Source organism: Sphingomonas sp. NPDC092440 (assembly GCF_044754985.1).
Lineage (GTDB): Bacteria > Pseudomonadota > Alphaproteobacteria > Sphingomonadales > Sphingomonadaceae > Sphingomonas.
On record NZ_JBIVQA010000003.1, the window covers coordinates 228,200 to 243,449 of the forward strand.

At 68.1% G+C, this 15,250-nt stretch carries 19 protein-coding genes and 1 other RNA gene; 13 read left to right on the top strand and 7 right to left on the bottom strand.

Annotated elements, in window-relative coordinates:
- Positions 1–150: 150 nt before the first annotated feature.
- Entirely contained in the window at positions 151–1,392 is a 1,242-nt protein-coding gene (locus ACIQCS_RS06420; protein WP_345851199.1) for a type III PLP-dependent enzyme, read from the bottom strand.
- Positions 1,393–1,543: 151 nt separating this feature from the next.
- On the opposite strand from ACIQCS_RS06420, the gene ACIQCS_RS06425 reads away from it, so the two are divergent.
- The 5 genes from ACIQCS_RS06425 (at position 1,544) to ACIQCS_RS06445 (ending at position 4,143) form a co-directional block, all read left to right on the top strand.
- A complete protein-coding gene (locus tag ACIQCS_RS06425; protein ID WP_345851200.1) occupies positions 1,544–2,512 on the top strand; it encodes a pyridoxal-phosphate dependent enzyme in 969 nt (322 codons plus the stop codon).
- A gap of 4 nt (positions 2,513–2,516) precedes the next feature.
- On the top strand, positions 2,517–2,693 hold the full coding sequence (locus ACIQCS_RS06430; protein WP_345851201.1) for a hypothetical protein: 177 nt from the start codon (positions 2,517–2,519) through the stop codon (positions 2,691–2,693).
- On the top strand, positions 2,693–2,860 hold the full coding sequence (locus ACIQCS_RS06435) for a hypothetical protein (protein ID WP_345851203.1): 168 nt from the start codon (positions 2,693–2,695) through the stop codon (positions 2,858–2,860). The genes ACIQCS_RS06430 and ACIQCS_RS06435 overlap by 1 nt, the downstream gene beginning before the upstream one ends.
- A 195-nt stretch (positions 2,861–3,055) precedes the next feature.
- Positions 3,056–3,931 carry an alpha/beta hydrolase gene (locus ACIQCS_RS06440; protein WP_345851205.1) on the top strand — a complete coding sequence of 292 codons (876 nt, stop codon included), beginning with the start codon at positions 3,056–3,058 and terminating at the stop codon, positions 3,929–3,931.
- 5 nt (positions 3,932–3,936) lie between these two features.
- Positions 3,937–4,143, top strand: a complete 207-nt coding sequence (locus ACIQCS_RS06445) for a DUF2093 domain-containing protein (protein WP_345851206.1) — start codon at positions 3,937–3,939, stop codon at positions 4,141–4,143.
- Between the two features lie 233 nt (positions 4,144–4,376).
- Here ACIQCS_RS06445 and ACIQCS_RS06450 read toward each other — a convergent pair whose 3' ends face one another.
- A complete protein-coding gene (locus tag ACIQCS_RS06450; protein WP_086129079.1) occupies positions 4,377–5,033 on the bottom strand; it encodes an alpha/beta hydrolase in 657 nt (218 codons plus the stop codon).
- Between the two features lie 97 nt (positions 5,034–5,130).
- On the opposite strand from ACIQCS_RS06450, the gene ACIQCS_RS06455 reads away from it, so the two are divergent.
- The 5 genes from ACIQCS_RS06455 (at position 5,131) to ffs (ending at position 8,182) form a co-directional block, all read left to right on the top strand.
- A complete protein-coding gene (locus ACIQCS_RS06455; RefSeq protein WP_345851208.1) occupies positions 5,131–6,207 on the top strand; it encodes an aminotransferase class V-fold PLP-dependent enzyme in 1,077 nt (358 codons plus the stop codon).
- Complete coding sequence (locus ACIQCS_RS06460) at positions 6,204–7,295, top strand: cysteine desulfurase family protein (RefSeq protein ID WP_345851209.1); 1,092 nt, start codon at positions 6,204–6,206, stop codon at positions 7,293–7,295. The genes ACIQCS_RS06455 and ACIQCS_RS06460 overlap by 4 nt, the downstream gene beginning before the upstream one ends.
- Positions 7,292–7,627 (top strand): 2Fe-2S iron-sulfur cluster-binding protein, encoded by a 336-nt coding sequence (locus tag ACIQCS_RS06465; RefSeq protein ID WP_345851210.1) that lies wholly within the window; start codon positions 7,292–7,294, stop codon positions 7,625–7,627. The genes ACIQCS_RS06460 and ACIQCS_RS06465 overlap by 4 nt, the downstream gene beginning before the upstream one ends.
- A gap of 155 nt (positions 7,628–7,782) precedes the next feature.
- A complete protein-coding gene (locus ACIQCS_RS06470; protein ID WP_086129082.1) occupies positions 7,783–8,001 on the top strand; it encodes a hypothetical protein in 219 nt (72 codons plus the stop codon).
- Positions 8,002–8,084: 83 nt separating this feature from the next.
- An RNA gene (gene ffs, locus ACIQCS_RS06475) (signal recognition particle sRNA small type) lies at positions 8,085–8,182 on the top strand.
- A gap of 95 nt (positions 8,183–8,277) precedes the next feature.
- On the opposite strand, the gene ACIQCS_RS06480 is transcribed toward ffs, so the two are convergent.
- Positions 8,278–9,363 (bottom strand): hypothetical protein, encoded by a 1,086-nt coding sequence (locus ACIQCS_RS06480; protein WP_345851212.1) that lies wholly within the window; start codon positions 9,361–9,363, stop codon positions 8,278–8,280.
- A gap of 74 nt (positions 9,364–9,437) precedes the next feature.
- On the opposite strand from ACIQCS_RS06480, the gene ACIQCS_RS06485 reads away from it, so the two are divergent.
- Genes ACIQCS_RS06485 through ACIQCS_RS06495 form a run of 3 tightly spaced genes read left to right on the top strand, consistent with a single transcriptional unit; the run spans position 9,438 to position 11,744 of the window.
- Entirely contained in the window at positions 9,438–11,069 is a 1,632-nt protein-coding gene (locus tag ACIQCS_RS06485) for a DNA polymerase III subunit gamma/tau (RefSeq protein WP_345851213.1), read from the top strand.
- Positions 11,070–11,078: 9 nt separating this feature from the next.
- A complete protein-coding gene (locus tag ACIQCS_RS06490; RefSeq protein ID WP_280278576.1) occupies positions 11,079–11,402 on the top strand; it encodes a YbaB/EbfC family nucleoid-associated protein in 324 nt (107 codons plus the stop codon).
- Between the two features lie 60 nt (positions 11,403–11,462).
- Positions 11,463–11,744 carry a hypothetical protein gene (locus ACIQCS_RS06495; protein WP_345851215.1) on the top strand — a complete coding sequence of 94 codons (282 nt, stop codon included), beginning with the start codon at positions 11,463–11,465 and terminating at the stop codon, positions 11,742–11,744.
- Between the two features lie 41 nt (positions 11,745–11,785).
- On the opposite strand, the gene ACIQCS_RS06500 is transcribed toward ACIQCS_RS06495, so the two are convergent.
- The 4 genes from ACIQCS_RS06500 to ACIQCS_RS06515 all read right to left on the bottom strand — a co-directional run bounded on the left by ACIQCS_RS06500 (position 11,786) and on the right by ACIQCS_RS06515 (position 15,078).
- Positions 11,786–12,184 (bottom strand): NUDIX domain-containing protein, encoded by a 399-nt coding sequence (locus tag ACIQCS_RS06500; RefSeq protein WP_401530363.1) that lies wholly within the window; start codon positions 12,182–12,184, stop codon positions 11,786–11,788.
- 14 nt (positions 12,185–12,198) lie between these two features.
- The gene (mtgA, locus tag ACIQCS_RS06505) at positions 12,199–13,002 is read right to left on the bottom strand and encodes a monofunctional biosynthetic peptidoglycan transglycosylase (protein WP_345852084.1); all 804 of its coding nucleotides are present in this window, start codon (positions 13,000–13,002) and stop codon (positions 12,199–12,201) included.
- Positions 13,003–13,169: 167 nt separating this feature from the next.
- The gene (rpoH, locus tag ACIQCS_RS06510; RefSeq protein ID WP_086129404.1) at positions 13,170–14,072 is read right to left on the bottom strand and encodes an RNA polymerase sigma factor RpoH; all 903 of its coding nucleotides are present in this window, start codon (positions 14,070–14,072) and stop codon (positions 13,170–13,172) included.
- Between the two features lie 58 nt (positions 14,073–14,130).
- Complete coding sequence (locus ACIQCS_RS06515; protein WP_280278579.1) at positions 14,131–15,078, bottom strand: RluA family pseudouridine synthase; 948 nt, start codon at positions 15,076–15,078, stop codon at positions 14,131–14,133.
- Between the last annotated feature and the right edge of the window lie 172 nt (positions 15,079–15,250).

A 15,250-nucleotide genomic window follows, 5' to 3' on the forward strand; every position in this document is an offset into this window, starting at 1 on the left:
TTCTTGGCCGCCGTCATTTCGAAAAGGGGACGCGGAAACCCAAAGCATTCGTCACCCCGGCCCTGAGCCGGGGTCCCGCTTATCGGCGCCTGTAAAGGCAGCGGGACCCTGGCTCAAGGCCGGGGCGACGAGGTAGTAGCGTGCGTTGCGTTACAGCTTGACGACGTTCCAGGCCGGCTGGCGTTCCGAAAGCTCGACATACATCGAGGCCATCGGTTCGTCCGAGACGATGACGGTCGCGTCGGTGCCGAAGCCGTTGAACGCGGTGCGCATCGCCGAGCCATAGGCGCCGAGCATGCCGATCTCGAAATAATCGCCCGAACGGGTGTCGGCCGGCAGAAGGAACGGGCCCTTCATGTAATCGAGATCGTCGCAGGTCGGGCCGTAGAAGCTGAACTCGACATGCTTGGCGTTCGATTCGGGCTCGCGCAGCAGCTCGACCGGGAACTTCCAGTCGATATGCGCGGCGTCGAACAGCGCGCCATAGGCACCGTCATTGATGTACAGCTCGGCGCCGCGGCGGCGCTCCACGCGCACCACGATCGAGCTGTACTCGGCGCACAGCGCACGGCCCGGCTCGGCCCAGAGCTCGGCCGAATAGGAGATCGGCAGGCTCTCGAACGCGCGGTGGATCGTCTCGAAATACAGTTCGAGCGGCGGCGGCTCCATGCCCGGATAGGTCGAGGGGAAGCCGCCGCCGACGTCGATCACGTCCACGGTCACGCCGGCCTCGACGATCGCCGCGCGCACGCGCTCCATCGCATTGGAATACGCATCCGGCGACATCGCCTGCGAGCCGACATGGAAGCAGATGCCGAGCGCGTCCGCCACCTGGCGGGCCGCCATCAGCAGCTCCTTCGATTCACCCGGGCCGACGCCGAATTTCGAGGCGAGGCTGAGCTTCGAATGATCCGACGAAACGCGCATGCGGACGCACAGCGTGAGGTCGGTCGCGGGCACGCCATCGCGGCTGGTGGCGCGGACGATCTTCTCCAGCTCCTCGATGCTGTCGAGCGAGAAGGTGCGGACGCCGTGGGTGAAGTACGCCTCTTCGATCGCTTCCTCGGCCTTGACCGGGTGCATGAAGCAGAGCGTGGCTTCGGGCAGCGTGCGCGCGACCAGGCGCACTTCGCCGATCGACGCCACGTCATAGGTGGTGATGCCGTTGTCCCACAGGATCTGCAGCAGTTCGGGCGAAGGATTCGCCTTCACGGCATACATGGCCTTGCCCGGGAACTTCTCGACGAAGAACTGGGCGGCCCGTGCCGCGGCATGCGGACGGACGAGCGTGACCGGCTGAACCGGACCCTGCCTGGCGATGTCGATGCCGGTCACGGAGGAGCCGGCGGTCGAGAGGGGCGCTAACCCCAGCGCGCGATGATGCTGGTGCAACTCAAGGGACCTCCAAGTGCCTTACGGCGATCGTTGACAAAAGCTGCCTTGCGGTTGGAAGTCCCATGGGGCAGCGGAAGGCGGCACATAAGGACGTTGGATCGGGGTGTAAAGTGATTCGAGGCCTGGAATTTCACGGCGGGGGTGAATTGTGACAATTGTGCGACAACCGACACGCGCGGGCGTTCGCGACGCGGCTTCCAAGGTCGCCGAAATCCTTCCGCAAACCCCTTTGTTCGTTCAGGAAATTCGCGGGGTGCCGGTGTGCTTCAAGGCCGAGTGCCTGCAGCCGATCGGTGCATTCAAGATCCGCGGTGCCTGGCATCGGCTCACCGCGCTGGACGATCCGGCACGCGAGCGGGGCGTGGTCGCCTTTTCTTCGGGCAATCATGCGCAGGGAGTCGCCTGGGCGGCGAAGCGGCTGGGCATCCCGGCGGTGATCGTGATGCCCGCGGACGCGCCCAGGGTGAAGCGCGACGCGACGCTGGCGATGGGGGCGGAGATCGTGTCCTATGACCGGATGACCGAGAGCCGCGAGAAGATCGCCGCGCATCTCGCCCATGCCCGTGGCGCCACCTTGGTGCCGAGCTTCGACGATCCCTGGATCATCGAGGGGCAGGGGAGCGCCGGGATCGAGGCGATGACCCAGATCGTCGAGGCCCGGCTGCCCGACTTCACGCATGTGCTGGTGCCCTGCGGCGGCGGCGGGCTGGCGGCGGGCCTGGCGCTCGCGCTGCCCGATGCGGAGATCGTCACCGTCGAGCCCGAGGGCTGGGACGATATGCGCCGCAGCCTCGATGCGGGATGGATCGAGCCGGTGGGAGAGAATCCGCCGCCCACGGCGTGCGACGCGCTGCAGACCACACGCGTCTCGCCGCTCACCTTCGACGTGCTGTCGCGGCGCGGCGCGACCGGGCTGGCGGTGAGCGAGGCGGAAGTGCGCGTGGCGCAGCGCTGGGCCGCGGCGAAGCTGCGGGTGGTGGTGGAGCCGGGCGGGGCAGTGGCGCTGGCGGCGCTGCTCGCGGGCAAGCTGGACGTGAAGCCGGGCTTGCTCGTGATCCTTTCCGGGGGCAATGCCGATCCCGATGCCTATGCCCAAGTCCTTGCCGGGAAAGACTGACCCGGTGGCCAGCCGCCTCGGCGCCGTGATCGCGAACGTCATGAGCGTCGGCGCGCGGGCGCTCGGTTATTTCCTCTGGGGCGTGCTGCGCATCGCCTATCGCGGCGACCCCCGGATGATCGCGCTGTTCGGCGGCGTGATCGGGGCGAGCGCATTGTTCGTCTGGCTGATTGCCGGCTGATGCCTGATCCAGGCCTCGAGCCGCTCTGGCTCAGCATCGCGGTGATCGCCATGGGGGCGCTCGTCTGGGGCGGGTGGAAACAATTCCGGGCGGACCGCACCAAGGCGATCCTGATGTGGATCTGCGCGTTCGTGATCCTCGGCAACCTGCTGATCCTGCGGATCTGAAGGTGGTTCCGCGGGGCGGCCCAGGGTCGCGCCCCGATCACTGGATGCCGTCATCCCCGCGATGGCGGGGTAAGCAGGGCGATCGAGTGCGTTCACCCCCAGCCCATGGCCGCTGACACATCTCGTTACACAAGATCGTTGGACGCTCCCGCAGCGCCTGCATATCCTGCGCTTGCCCGGTCGATGAGGTGCGTGATGCGCAAGTCTCTGATCCTGCTGCCGTTCCTGCTCGCCGCCATGCCCGCGTCCGCGCAATCCGCGCCGCCGCGCGAGATCGCCTATGGCGCAGCGCAGCTGCAGAGGCTCGATTTCTACAGGGGTGCGGGGGATGCGGCGCCGCTGGTGGTGTTCATCCATGGCGGTGGCTGGCAACGGGGCGACAAGGGTAATGCCACCGGCGCGGCGAAAATTGCGCATTTCACCGGGCGCGGCTTCGCCTTCGCCAGCGTCAACTACCGGCTCGTGCCGGGCGCGACGGTGGAGCAGCAGGCGCAGGACGTCGCCGATTCGCTGGCCTATCTGGCGGGACACGCCGGCGCGCTGGGCGTGGATCCGGGCAAGATCGTGGTGATGGGGCACAGCGCGGGCGCGCATCTGGCCGCGCTGGTCGCGACCGATCCCGCCTATCTGCGCAAGGCGGGCTGGGGCCTCGACAAGCTGGCCGGCGTCGTGCTGCTCGACGGTGCTGCCTATGACGTGCCCACGCAGATGGCCGATGGCCCGCGGATCATGGGCGGCACCTATGATGCCGCGTTCGGCCGCGATCCCGCCCGCCAGCGCGCGCTCTCGCCGACCTTGCAGGCCGCCGCGCCCAATGCCCGGGACTTCCTGATCCTGCATGTGGCGCGGGCGGACGGCACGCGCCAGTCCGAAGCGCTGGGGCGTGCGCTCGCGGCCGCCGGCGCGCGGGTGACGGTGGAGGGCTTTGCGGGCCAGGGGCTGCGCGGCCATATGGAGATCAACCGCGCGCTGGGCGATCCCGGCTATCCGGCGACGGCGGTGGTGGATCGGTGGATCGACTCGGTTCTGGCGCGCCGAGTGTTGGACGCGGGCGCTCGCATCCCTAGATAGGCGGCATGAACGGCCCCGCCCAGATCCACTACGACACGCCCGAGTTCGATATCCTGCGCCCCGGCAGCTATGTGCTGTGCGCGGTGAGCGGCGAGCCGATCCCGCTCGACCAGCTCAAATATTGGAGCGCCGAGTTCCAGGAAGCCTATCGCAGCGCGGTCGAGGCGACCGCCGCGATGCTCGCGGGCGGGGCGGGGAAGCTGAAGAAATAAGCCGTCATCCCGGCGGCAAGCCGGGATCTCGTGCCACGAGCCTGCGCTATGGAGGCTCATATTCTTCCTTCGTCACCCCGGCCTTGAGCCGAAGTCCCGCTATCTCGTCAGCGCAAGCGGAAGCGGGATCCCGGCTCAAGGCCGGGATGACGAAGGAATATCAAATGTTTGTTTGAGTTCTCAGCCTGGCCGCCAGGGACCCCGGCTTTCGCCGGGGTGACGGGGCGCGGGAATCAGCGGATCGGCGAGTTGGGGTCGAGCCGCATGTCGAGATAGCGGTCGACGCTCTTCATCAGGTCGTCCATCTCGTGCTCGAAGAAGTGGTTCGCGCTCGGGATGGTGTCGTGATGGATGGTGATGTGCTTCTGGGTGCGCAGCTTGTCGACCAGCTTCTGCACGGCGCCCGGCGTGACCACCTCGTCATTCTCGCCCTGGATGATGATGCCCGAGGAGGGGCAGGGGGCGAGGAAAGTGAAGTCGAACATGTTCGCCGGCGGCGCGATCGAGATGAAGCCGCGAATCTCCGGGCGGCGCATCAGCAGCTGCATGCCGATCCAGGCGCCGAAGCCGAAGCCGGCAACCCAGGTGCTGCTCGCCTCCGGATGGAAGCTCTGCACCCAGTCGAGCGCGGACGCGGCGTCGGACAGCTCGCCGATGCCGTTGTCGAAGGTGCCCTGACTCTTGCCGACGCCGCGGAAGTTGAAGCGCAGCGTCGCGAAGCCGCGGCGCTGGAAGGTCTTGTAGACTTCCTGGACGATGCGATTGTTCATCGTGCCACCCGCATTGGGATGCGGATGGAGGATCATGGCGACCGGCGCGCGCGGCTTGGGAGCGGGAGCGAAACGGCCTTCGAGGCGCCCCTCGGGGCCGGGAAAGATGACTTCGGGCAAGGCAGACCTGCTTTGAATTGGAGGCGCGCGGTGGAGCGCGGTGCGTTGGGCGCTATATAGGCAGCGCGCGCCTTTGCGCAATTACAACGAGATTCGCTTGGCCGACCGCATCTATCTGGACCATGCCGCGACCACTCCGATGCTGCCCCAGGCGCTGGCGGCGGTGGAGGCGGGGATGCGCCATTGGGCGAACCCGAGCTCGCCCCATGCCGAGGGCCGGGCCGCCCGCGCCGCGCTGGAGAAGGCGCGCAGCGACGCCGCCGCCGCCTATGGCTGGGCGCACGAGCTGATCTTCACCGGCGGCGCCAGCGAATCGCTGCAGATGGCGCTTGGCCGCTCGATGGCGCCGCGCCGGCTGATCAGCGCGGTCGAGCATGATTCGGTGCTGCGCCATGCGGAGGGCGCGCAGGTGCTGCCCGTCGACCGCGACGGGATCCTGGACCTCGACGCGCTGCACGCCGCGCTGGCGGCCGGGCCACGCGCGCTCGTCGGCGTGCAATGGGCGAACAGCGAGACCGGCGTGTGCCAGCCGATCGCCGAGATCGCGGACATCGTGCACGCCGCGGGTGCCATCCTGCTGGTCGACGCCGCGCAGATGCCCGCGCGCGCCGACGATGCGGTGCTGCGCCATGCCGATCTTGTCGCGGTGTCCGCGCACAAGCGCGGCGGCCCGCCCGGGATCGGCGCGCTGCTGGTGCGCGACTTCGGCGTGCTGCTGCCGATGGGCGGGCAGGAAAAGGGCTATCGCGCGGGCACGGAGAATCTCCCCGGCGCGCTGGGCTATGCGGCGGCCGTCCAGCTGCCGGAGGATCTGGCGCGAATGGCGGCGCTGCGGGCTCGGCTGGAGGCGGCGATCGTCGCGGCGGGTGGCGATCCGGTGGCCGCGCACCGTCCGCGCAGCCCGCTGATCGGGGCCTATCGGATGCCGGGCGTCTCCGCTGCCGCGCAACTGATCCGCTTCGATCTGGCCGGCATCGCGGTCTCGGCCGGAAGCGCCTGTTCCTCGGGCAGCATGCGGCCCAGCCATGTCCTCACCGCGATGGGCTGGGAGGAGCCGGCATTGCGCGAAGTGGTGCGGGTGAGTTTCGGGCGCGGCACCACCGAAGCGGAGGTGGATGCCTTCACGACGCTCTGGCGCCGGATCGCGATCGAGGCCAGAAACAGGGCCGCATGACCTATCTCGACTATCAGGCGACCACCCCGCTCGCGCCCGAGGCGCTGGCCGCGATGCTGCCCCAGCTGGAGACCCAGTTCGCCAATCCGCACTCCGCCCATGCCCCGGGCCGGGCGGCCCGGGCGGCGGTGGAGGCGGCGCGTGACGATGTTGCCGCGCTGCTCCCGCCGGGCGGGACGGTGAGCTTCACCAGCGGCGCGACCGAGGCGCTCAACTGGGCGATCAAGGGCACGGGCGGCGGGATCGTGACGATCGCCACCGAGCATGCTGCCGTGCTCGACACCGTGGCGGCCGCGGGGCGCGGGGGCAGGGACGTCGTCGTGCTGCCGGTGGGCACCGAAGGGCTGGTCGACCTCGCCGCCGCACGGGCGGCGATCCGGCCGGGCGTCGGCCTGGTCGCGGCGATGCTGGTCAACAACGAGATCGGCGTGATCCAGCCGGTCGAGGAGCTGGCGCACCTCGCGCATGCCGCCGGCGCGCTGTTCCTGTGCGACGCGGTGCAGGGCTATGGCCGGGTGCGCATCCCCGATGGCTGCGACCTGATCGCGGTCTCGGCGCACAAGGTCCACGGGCCCAAGGGCGTGGGCGCGCTGTGGATCCGTGACGGCGTGACGCTGGAGCCGCTGCTGCATGGTGGCGGGCAGGAGCCGGCGGGCCGCTCGGGCACGCTCTCGCCGGCGCTGTGCGCGGGGTTCGGCGCGGCCGCCCGGCTCGCCAAGCAGCGCTTCGGCGCCGATCATGCCCATGCCGAGCAGCTCTTCCGCGCGGCGCTGGCGCGCATCCCGGGCGACTGGGTGCTGAACGGCGCGCAGGGAGATCGCTATCCGGGCAATCTCAACCTGCGTCATGACGGGCTGGACGTCGCCCGGCTGATGTCGGACCTGCGCGACATCGCCTTTTCCGCCGGATCGGCCTGTGCGAGCGGATCGGGGCGGCCGAGCCATGTCCTCGAGGCGATCGGCCTCTCCGATGTCGAGGCCCGCGCGAGCATCCGCATCGGCTTCGGGCGCTACACCACCGAGGACGCGCTGCTCCACGCGATCGACCGGATCGTCGCCGCCGCCCGGCTCCAGAGCCGCGCGGCATGATCCGCGTCACCTTCGTCAGCGCCGATGGGCGCGACCGGCACGAAGTGACGGCGGAGGCGGGATTGCGCCTGCTCGAAGTGGCGCAGAATGACGGCCAGCCGCTGGAAGGCACATGCGAGGGGCAGATGGCCTGCTCGACCTGCCATGTGATCGTCGACCCGGAATATTTCGCCCGGCTGCCCCGCGCCGCGGAGGAAGAGGAAGACATGCTCGACCTGGCGGTGGGCGCGGTGCGGACCAGCCGGCTCGCCTGCCAGATCCTGCTCACGCCGGACCTGGACGGGCTGGTGGTGCACATGCCAGCCGGGCACCGCGACATGCAGGGGCGCTGAGGCATATTGCCGGGGATTTCGGATGACTCCTTGCTGAGCGATCCGTTCAGCCTGTCGAAATCGGTTCAATTTCAGGATCCGGCATGGAACCGAAACGATCGTTCCGGTTTCCGACATCGGGGGGCTCTTTCCCCCGCAAGCAGGAGAGAGAAGATATGAAACTGCTTCCGATCCTCGCGGCCGCCGCTGCCGCGACCCTCGCCATCCCGGCCGCCAATGCCGCCGCTGCCCCGGCGGCACCGGCGATCGCCGGCAAGGCGGACATCCAGCACCACCGTCCGCACCACAAGCGCCCGAAGTGGCGCACCGTGTGCAAGACCAAGTGGCACCATGGCCATCGCCAGCGCGTGTGCCGCAAGGTGCGCGTCCGCTAAGGGTTTCGGACGCCAAGGGTTTCGGGCGGGAGCGCATCTGCGTTCCCGCCCTTGCCTAACCGCCTGACTTTGCCCATATGCGCCGCGGGAGTCGGGCGGACGCAGTCGTCGCCAACCTGGTCAGATCCGGAAGGAAGCAGCCACAACGATTTCGCTGCGGGTCGTTCCGGCTCCCACCGCGCCTTCGAAGCGCCACCTGTCCTCGGCCGCTGGTCGCTCGACATGGCGACGGCGCCGTTTCCGCCATGGCGGTGGATTCGGTGGAAGCGGCGCGCGTCAGTCCAGGCTGATGCCCAGTCGCGTGGCCTCCGCATCGATAGCGCTTTCCATGCCGGCCCATTGCGCCGCGGTCACCGTTTCGACCTTCTCGATGCCGCCTATCGCCTGCAGCGTGGCGCGACAGGCGCCGGCCGGATCGCCTGCCGCCCTGAGGTCCTCGGCCTTCTCGGCGAACTTGAGCATCTCCATCACGATGTTCAGCCCCGCGAACGGGTTGCCCGCCAGCTTGCCGCCGAAGCCGGAGGTAGCGAGCTCCAGCATCCGCGCCTTCGAGACCTTGCCCGATTTCTCGAGCCGATCGGTCTTCCAGACGACGATCCGCTCCCGGTAGTTCATGCGCTCGACGATGAACCGGGTGAGCGCATCCTGGGTGCGGAGGTTGGTGGCCGCGTCGATGCCGGCGCGTCCTTCCGCCGTTGCGCACAGGGCGGGATCGAGCGCCTTGGGGCGCGGGGCTGTCGGTGCCGCCGGTCGGGGCGTGCCCGGCGGCAGGTCGCCGAACACTTCGCGGGCGTGCGTCTCTACCATCGCCATGTCCTCGCAGGCGAAGCTGACCTCCGAACCGAGATAGCGCAGGCTGGCCCGCACGCCCTGGCGGCTGGGGCCGCGCATCGCCTCGGCGCGCGAATAGAAATTCACTTCGCCGGGGCCGGGCGGATAGTCGATGATCGGACCGTCTTCCTCGATGCCGCCTTGGCGCTCGACCCAGCCGCGCTGGCGGAAGCGCTTCGCGATGCGCTGGATCGCCGCTAGCGCCGTCTGCTTGTCGCCGGCGGCGAAGGTATAGATCGCGCCGACATAGCGGGCCGACCATTTGGAGCCGGTGAACGAGGCCGTCTCGAACGGCGCGGCGGCCGCGTCGAGCTTGTGGCGCTCGATTCCGGGCGTCTGGATCACGCTGGGCGGATAATCGATCGCTCCGAAGCGATAGCCCAGTGCCTGTTCGGTGGTGCACAGGCGATCGAGCGGCATCGCGTCGATCGCGGCCATCAGATCTGGCTTCGGCGCCACTTGCCGCGCGTTGGCCCCGGCGATGAGCGAGGCTCCGGCGGCCAGCGCGGCGGCCGCGTACGATAGCGTCATGGCACTCCCCCTTTTGCGCGACGTCATAGGCGTGGTGGTCGCAATCGCCAATGTGGCGCGCTAGATAGGAACCGATGTCCGATTCCCTGCTTGGCCTCGACGAACCTCCGCAGCCGCGCGGCTCAGGTAATTCTGGGGCGTATCGCGTGCTGGCGCGCAAATACCGGCCGCAGACCTTTTCCGAGCTGATCGGCCAGGATGCGATGGTCACCACGCTGGGCAATGCGATCAAGCGCGACCGGCTGGCGCATGCCTTCCTGCTCACCGGCGTGCGCGGCGTCGGCAAGACGTCGACCGCGCGGCTGATCGCCAAGGCGCTCAACTGCATCGGGCCGGACGGGCAGGGCGGGCCGACGATCGATCCCTGCGGCGTGTGCGAGCCCTGCCGGGCGATCGCCGAGGGCCGCCATATCGACGTGATCGAGATGGACGCCGCGAGCCATACCGGCGTCGACGACGTGCGCGAGATCATCGAGGCATCGCGCTATTCGGCCGTCTCGGCGCGCTACAAGATCTACATCATCGACGAAGTCCATATGCTCTCGAAAAGCGCGTTCAACGCGCTGCTCAAGACGCTGGAGGAGCCGCCGGCGCATGTGAAGTTCCTGTTCGCCACCACCGAGGTGAACAAGGTGCCGGTGACGGTGCTGTCGCGTTGCCAGCGCTTCGACCTGCGCCGCATCCCGGCCGAGCTGCTCGCCGAGCATTTCGCCAGGGTGACCCAGGCCGAGGGCTTCGAGGCGGAGCCCGAGGCGCTGGCGCTGATCGCCCGCGCCGCCGAGGGATCGGCGCGCGACGGGCTTTCGATCCTCGACCAGGCGATCGCGCATGCCGGCCTGGAAGGCGAGGGCGTGAAGGCCGAAGCGGTGCGGCAGATGCTGGGCCTGTCGGACCGGGGGGCGATCCGCACGCTGTTCGGGCTGCTGCTGGAGGGCGATGCCCCCGGCACGCTGGCGTCGCTGCGGGGACAGTACGACCTTGGCGTCGATCCCCAGGCGGTGCTGCGCACGCTGCTGGAGACGGTGCACGCCGTCACCCTTGCCAAGCTCGGCACCGATGCCAGTTCGGGCCAGTCGGCCGAGGAGCTGAAGGCGCTCGAGCGCTGGGCGGCGGGACTGAGCTTCCCGGCGCTCCACCGGCTGTGGCAGCTGGTACTGCGCGGGCATGACGAAGTGGCGCGGGCGGTGCTGCCGATCGAAGCGGCCGAAATGGCGCTGCTGCGGGTCATCCATGCCTCGCAACTGCCCGATCCTGGCGAGCTCGCCCGCCAGATCGCCAGTGGCAGCGTCACCATCTCGGGTGGCGCGGCGCCCGCAGCGGCGGGACCGAACGGCTCGGCGATGCCCACCAGCCTGGGCCAGCTCGCCGATTATCTCGAGGAGAAGCGCCGCTTCCAGCTCGCCACCCAGGTGCGCGACTATCTCCGCCCGGTGCGCTTCGCGGGCACCGAGGTGGAGTTCGCCGCCGCGCGGCCGCTGCCGTTCGATTTCCTCAAGGAGCTGGGGGCAGCGCTGAAGGAGCTGACCGGCACCAACTGGAAGCTGCTATGCGTCGACGTGCCCGCCCAGGCGATGACGCTGCGCGAGGAGCAGGCGGCGAGCGAGCAGGCCGAGCGCGATGCCGTGCTGGCCTCGCCGATGGTCGCCGCCGCGATGGAAGCCTTTCCCGATGCCGAGCTGATCGGCTGGAGCAAGACTGGAAGTTAGGAAGTATCTATGAAGAGTCTCGAAGACATCATGGCCATGGCGCAGAACGTCCAGGCCGAGCTGACCAAGGCGCAGGCCGATCTCGACAAGATCGAAGTGGAAGGCGCCTCGGGTGGCGGCCTGATCAAGGTCCAGGCTTCGGCCAAGGGCCGGATCATCGGCATCCAGATCGACGATTCGCTGCTCAACCCGGCCGAGAAGGGCATGCTCGAGGATCTGCTCGCGGCTGCGTTCAACGATGCCCGGGCCAAGGCCGACGCGGCTTCGCAGGAGGCGATGTCGAAGATGACGAGCGGCCTGCCGCTCCCGCCGGGCTTCAAGCTGCCCTTCTGATTTTTGGAACCATTCCAACGCCTTCTCGGTTGCTGACGGGCAAGTTCGAGGAGGAGTGCAATGGTCGAACGCGTAACCGAGCGCAGCGACGGCGTGACTGCCGAGCGCGTCACCGAGAGGGAAGGCAGCACGGTGGTGATCGAGCGCCGCGGTGGCGGCGGTGGCCTGTTGATCGGGCTGGCGCTGCTGATCGCGGTGGTGGTCGGCGCCATCTATCTGTTCAACCAGAATAGCCGCGAGGATGCGAAGACCGATGCAGTCAGCACCGCTGCCGACAAGGTGGGCGATGCGGCCAAGGATGTCGGCGACGCGGCGAAGAGCGCCGCGAACAAGATCCAGTGACTTTTCATTCCTCCCTCAGACGAGCTCGGGGAGGGATGGGGTCAGTCCAGCAGTTTCAGGGCGATCGGCAGCACATGGGTGTGGGTCATCGGGGCGAGCGGCAGCGCCTCGGCCTCGGCGATCGGCACCCATAGCGCCTCGGCGATTTCCGCCGCGGCGGCGGGCCGGTGCGCGGCGGTGAGGTGGAACAGCTCCGCCTCCACCACGCGGCCCGGCTCGTTGGCGGCGGAGGCCTGGAAGCGGCCGACATAGGCGGGCTCCTCGACCGGGACCAGGCCGATCTCCTCGGCCAGCTCGCGGCGCAGCGCGTCGAGCGGCGTCTCGCCGGGCTCGATCTTGCCGCCGGCCTGCATATAGGCCGAAGTCCCGGTTTTCCGGACCAGCAGCATGCGGCCCGCGCCGTCGTCGATCAGCGCGGCGGCGATGCGGATCGGCGGCATCTCCCTCTCCGGCATCAGCGGACGCAATCGTCCAGCCCGTCACCGCGCACGGTGCCGATCCGGGCGGTTATCGCGTTTCCGTAACGGCGCGTGAAGCCACGCGGATCGATGCCGGCGCGCTTCTTGGGAAGGGGAAGGACCGCGGCGATCTGGGCGGCCTCGCGAGGGGACAGGCGTGAGGCGTCGTGCTTGAAATAGCGCATCGCGCCGGCATTGACGCCATAGGTGCCGATCCCGGTCTCCGCGACGTTGAGATAGACTTCCATGATCCGCCGCTTGCCCCAGATATTCTCGATCAGGACAGTGAAATAGGCTTCCAGCGCCTTGCGGGCATAGCCGCCGCCCTGGAACAGGAAGACGTTCTTCGCGGTCTGCTGGCTGATCGTCGAGCCGCCGCGGATGCGGCCGCCCTTCTGGTTGCGGGCATAGGCCTGCTCGATCGCCGTGAGGTCGAAGCCGTGATGGGTGCAGAAGCGGGCATCCTCGGCGGCGATCGCGGCGCGCGTCATGTTGGAATCGATGCGCGAGATCGGCATCCAGCGCTTGGTGACGCCATGCCCTTCGAAGATGTCGCCGATCTGGGTCCAGGTGATCGGCGGCGGCACGAACTTGTAGATCACCACCATGCCGATCGAGACGGCCAGGAAGAGCAGGATGGCCTTCAGGATCCAGAACGCGATGCGGCGGAGCAGGGGCTTGCGGGGCTTGGGTGCACGCTCTTCCTTCCCCGGCGAGGGCCGGGGAGAAGCTCGTGGAGGCGCCTCGCCGCGAGACGCGAAAGGGTCGGCCTCCTCACCCAGCGGGCGGAGATCCGGCATCGGCGGCGCGCCCAGCCCGGGGGGCTGCTGCGCCGTGGTCGCGCGCGGCGTCCAGTCGCGCGGACGCGGCGCGGATGCGGAAGGCGCCGGCGGGATGTCCGCCGGCGCCTCTGGCTGGCGCGGAGGCTCCGCGCCGGTATCGCGATCCTGATCCCCCATGGCGCTCGTCAGGCGGTCAGCAGGCGCTTCTCGCCGGCGATGCGCATCATCGCCTTTTGCAGCTTCTCGAACGCGCGCACTTCGATCTGACGGACGCGTTCGCGGCTGACGTCATAGACCTGCGACAGCTCCTCGAGCGTCTTGGGATCGTCGGTCAGGCGGCGCTCGGTCAGGATGTGCCGCTCGCGCTCGTTGAGGTCCTCCATCGCCGACACGAGCATCTCGTGGCGGACGGTGGCTTCCTGGGCCTCGGCGACGCGCTCGTCCTGGAGCTGGTCCTCGTCGGCGAGCCAATCCTGCCACTGGCCCTCGCCATCCTCGCGCATCGGCACGTTGAGCGACGTGTCGCCGCCCATCGCCATGCGGCGGTTCATCGAAGTGACTTCCTCCTCGGTGACGCCCAGATCGGTGGCGATCTTGGCGACATGCTCGGGGGAAAGGTCGCCATCCTCGAACGCGTCGAGCTTGGCCTTCATCCGGCGCAGGTTGAAGAACAGCTTCTTCTGCGCCGCGGTGGTGCCCATCTTCACGAGCGACCAGCTGCGCAGGATGAATTCCTGGATCGAGGCGCGGATCCACCACATGGCATAGGTCGCCAGGCGGAAGCCCCGATCGGGCTCGAACTTCTTCACGCCCTGCATCAGGCCGATATTGCCTTCCGAGATCAGCTCGGAGACGGGCAGGCCATAGCCGCGATAGCCCATGGCGATCTTCGCCACGAGGCGCAGGTGCGACGTGACCAGCTGGGCCGCGGCATCGGTGTCGCCATGCTCCTGGAAGCGCTTGGCGAGCATGAACTCCTGCTCGGGGCTCAGGATCGGAAACTTCTTGATCTCGGCCAGATAGCGGTTGAGGCTGGCCTCACCACCAAGCGCGGGGATCGTCGCCGGGACGTTGCTTCCGCTTGCCATGATCATTTCTCCCTTTCACTTAAAGGGCGCGCGTGGCCGAGGCCAGCGCCGCCTGAAATCATACGATGAGGTTATCGAACAGTTCCTGCATATCGGCAGGGATTTCGCTTTCGAACGCCAAAGCGGTGCTATCGATGGGGTGAATGAACCCCAGATGGGCCGCGTGCAAGGCCTGGCGCCGGAAATTCAAGGTTTCCAGAAGTTGACGGTGCCCCTTGCGGACACTGCCATAGACCGGATCGCCGACCAGCGGATGGCCCAAAGAAGCCATATGGACACGCACCTGATGGGTACGGCCCGTTTCCAGCCGGCATTCGACCAATGTCGCGTCCTGAAGTTCGCGAAGCTTGCGCCAATGCGTGACGGCGCGCTTCCCGTTCTTCACGATCGCGACCTTCTTGCGATTGTGCGGCGAACGCGCGAGCGGCGCATCCACCGTACCTTCGGATAGTCTCAAAAGTCCTGACACGATCGCACGATAGCGCCGGTCAATTGAATGGGACTTGAACTGTTTCGCCAATCCTTCGTGCGCGCGGTCGGTCTTCGCCGCGACCATCAGGCCCGACGTGTCCTTGTCGATCCGGTGGACGATCCCCGGCCGCGCCACGCCGCCGATGCCCGAGAGCGAGCCCCGGCAATGGTGGAGCAGCGCGTTGACCAGCGTCCCGTCGAGATTGCCTGCCGCCGGATGGACGACCAGCCCGGCCTGCTTGTCGATCACGATCAGATGCTCGTCCTCGAACACCACCTTGAGCGGAATCTCCTGCGCTTCGTTGTGCGCCGGCTCGGGCTCGGGCACCGCGACGCTGAACAGCGTGCCGGCCGGCGCCTTCCTTGCCGGATCGCGCACCAGCCCCTGCGGACCGGTGACCGCGCCTGAGGAAATCAGCGCCTTCAGCCGTTCGCGCGACAGCGTCGGCACCGCGTCGGCGAGCGCACGATCCAGACGCCAGCCATCGGCTGTGTCCGCGATACGTGCCTCGATGATGGAAACCCCCGGATTCATGTTTGACCTTAGATGGGGACGAGGTTCGCGATTTCAAGATCTGTACCGATCGGTATCCGACAGATTTCCGCGGGTTTCGGTGTCCTGTCAAGATGTTGGAATCCCTGAGGCATGTTGGCATTCAACATTCCCCTCCCGGCAAGGAAGGGCGAGGGGTGGTTTAGAAAAGACC

Bases quoted from the DNA above. Each gene is read 5' to 3' on its own strand.
- ACIQCS_RS06435 (WP_345851203.1), top strand. From the start codon at position 2,693: ATGCCTGATCCAGGCCTCGAGCCGCTCTGGCTCAGCATCGCGGTGATC.
- ACIQCS_RS06440 (WP_345851205.1), top strand. From the start codon at position 3,056: ATGCGCAAGTCTCTGATCCTGCTGCCGTTCCTGCTCGCCGCCATGCCC.
- ACIQCS_RS06445 (WP_345851206.1), top strand. From the start codon at position 3,937: ATGAACGGCCCCGCCCAGATCCACTACGACACGCCCGAGTTCGATATC.
- ACIQCS_RS06460 (WP_345851209.1), top strand. From the start codon at position 6,204: ATGACCTATCTCGACTATCAGGCGACCACCCCGCTCGCGCCCGAGGCG.
- ACIQCS_RS06465 (WP_345851210.1), top strand. From the start codon at position 7,292: ATGATCCGCGTCACCTTCGTCAGCGCCGATGGGCGCGACCGGCACGAA.
- ACIQCS_RS06470 (WP_086129082.1), top strand. From the start codon at position 7,783: ATGAAACTGCTTCCGATCCTCGCGGCCGCCGCTGCCGCGACCCTCGCC.
- ACIQCS_RS06480 (WP_345851212.1), bottom strand. From the start codon at position 9,363: ATGACGCTATCGTACGCGGCCGCCGCGCTGGCCGCCGGAGCCTCGCTC.
- ACIQCS_RS06485 (WP_345851213.1), top strand. From the start codon at position 9,438: ATGTCCGATTCCCTGCTTGGCCTCGACGAACCTCCGCAGCCGCGCGGC.
- ACIQCS_RS06490 (WP_280278576.1), top strand. From the start codon at position 11,079: ATGAAGAGTCTCGAAGACATCATGGCCATGGCGCAGAACGTCCAGGCC.
- ACIQCS_RS06495 (WP_345851215.1), top strand. From the start codon at position 11,463: ATGGTCGAACGCGTAACCGAGCGCAGCGACGGCGTGACTGCCGAGCGC.
- ACIQCS_RS06500 (WP_401530363.1), bottom strand. From the start codon at position 12,184: ATGCCGCCGATCCGCATCGCCGCCGCGCTGATCGACGACGGCGCGGGC.
- mtgA (WP_345852084.1), bottom strand. From the start codon at position 13,002: ATGCCGGATCTCCGCCCGCTGGGTGAGGAGGCCGACCCTTTCGCGTCT.
- rpoH (WP_086129404.1), bottom strand. From the start codon at position 14,072: ATGGCAAGCGGAAGCAACGTCCCGGCGACGATCCCCGCGCTTGGTGGT.
- ACIQCS_RS06515 (WP_280278579.1), bottom strand. From the start codon at position 15,078: ATGAATCCGGGGGTTTCCATCATCGAGGCACGTATCGCGGACACAGCC.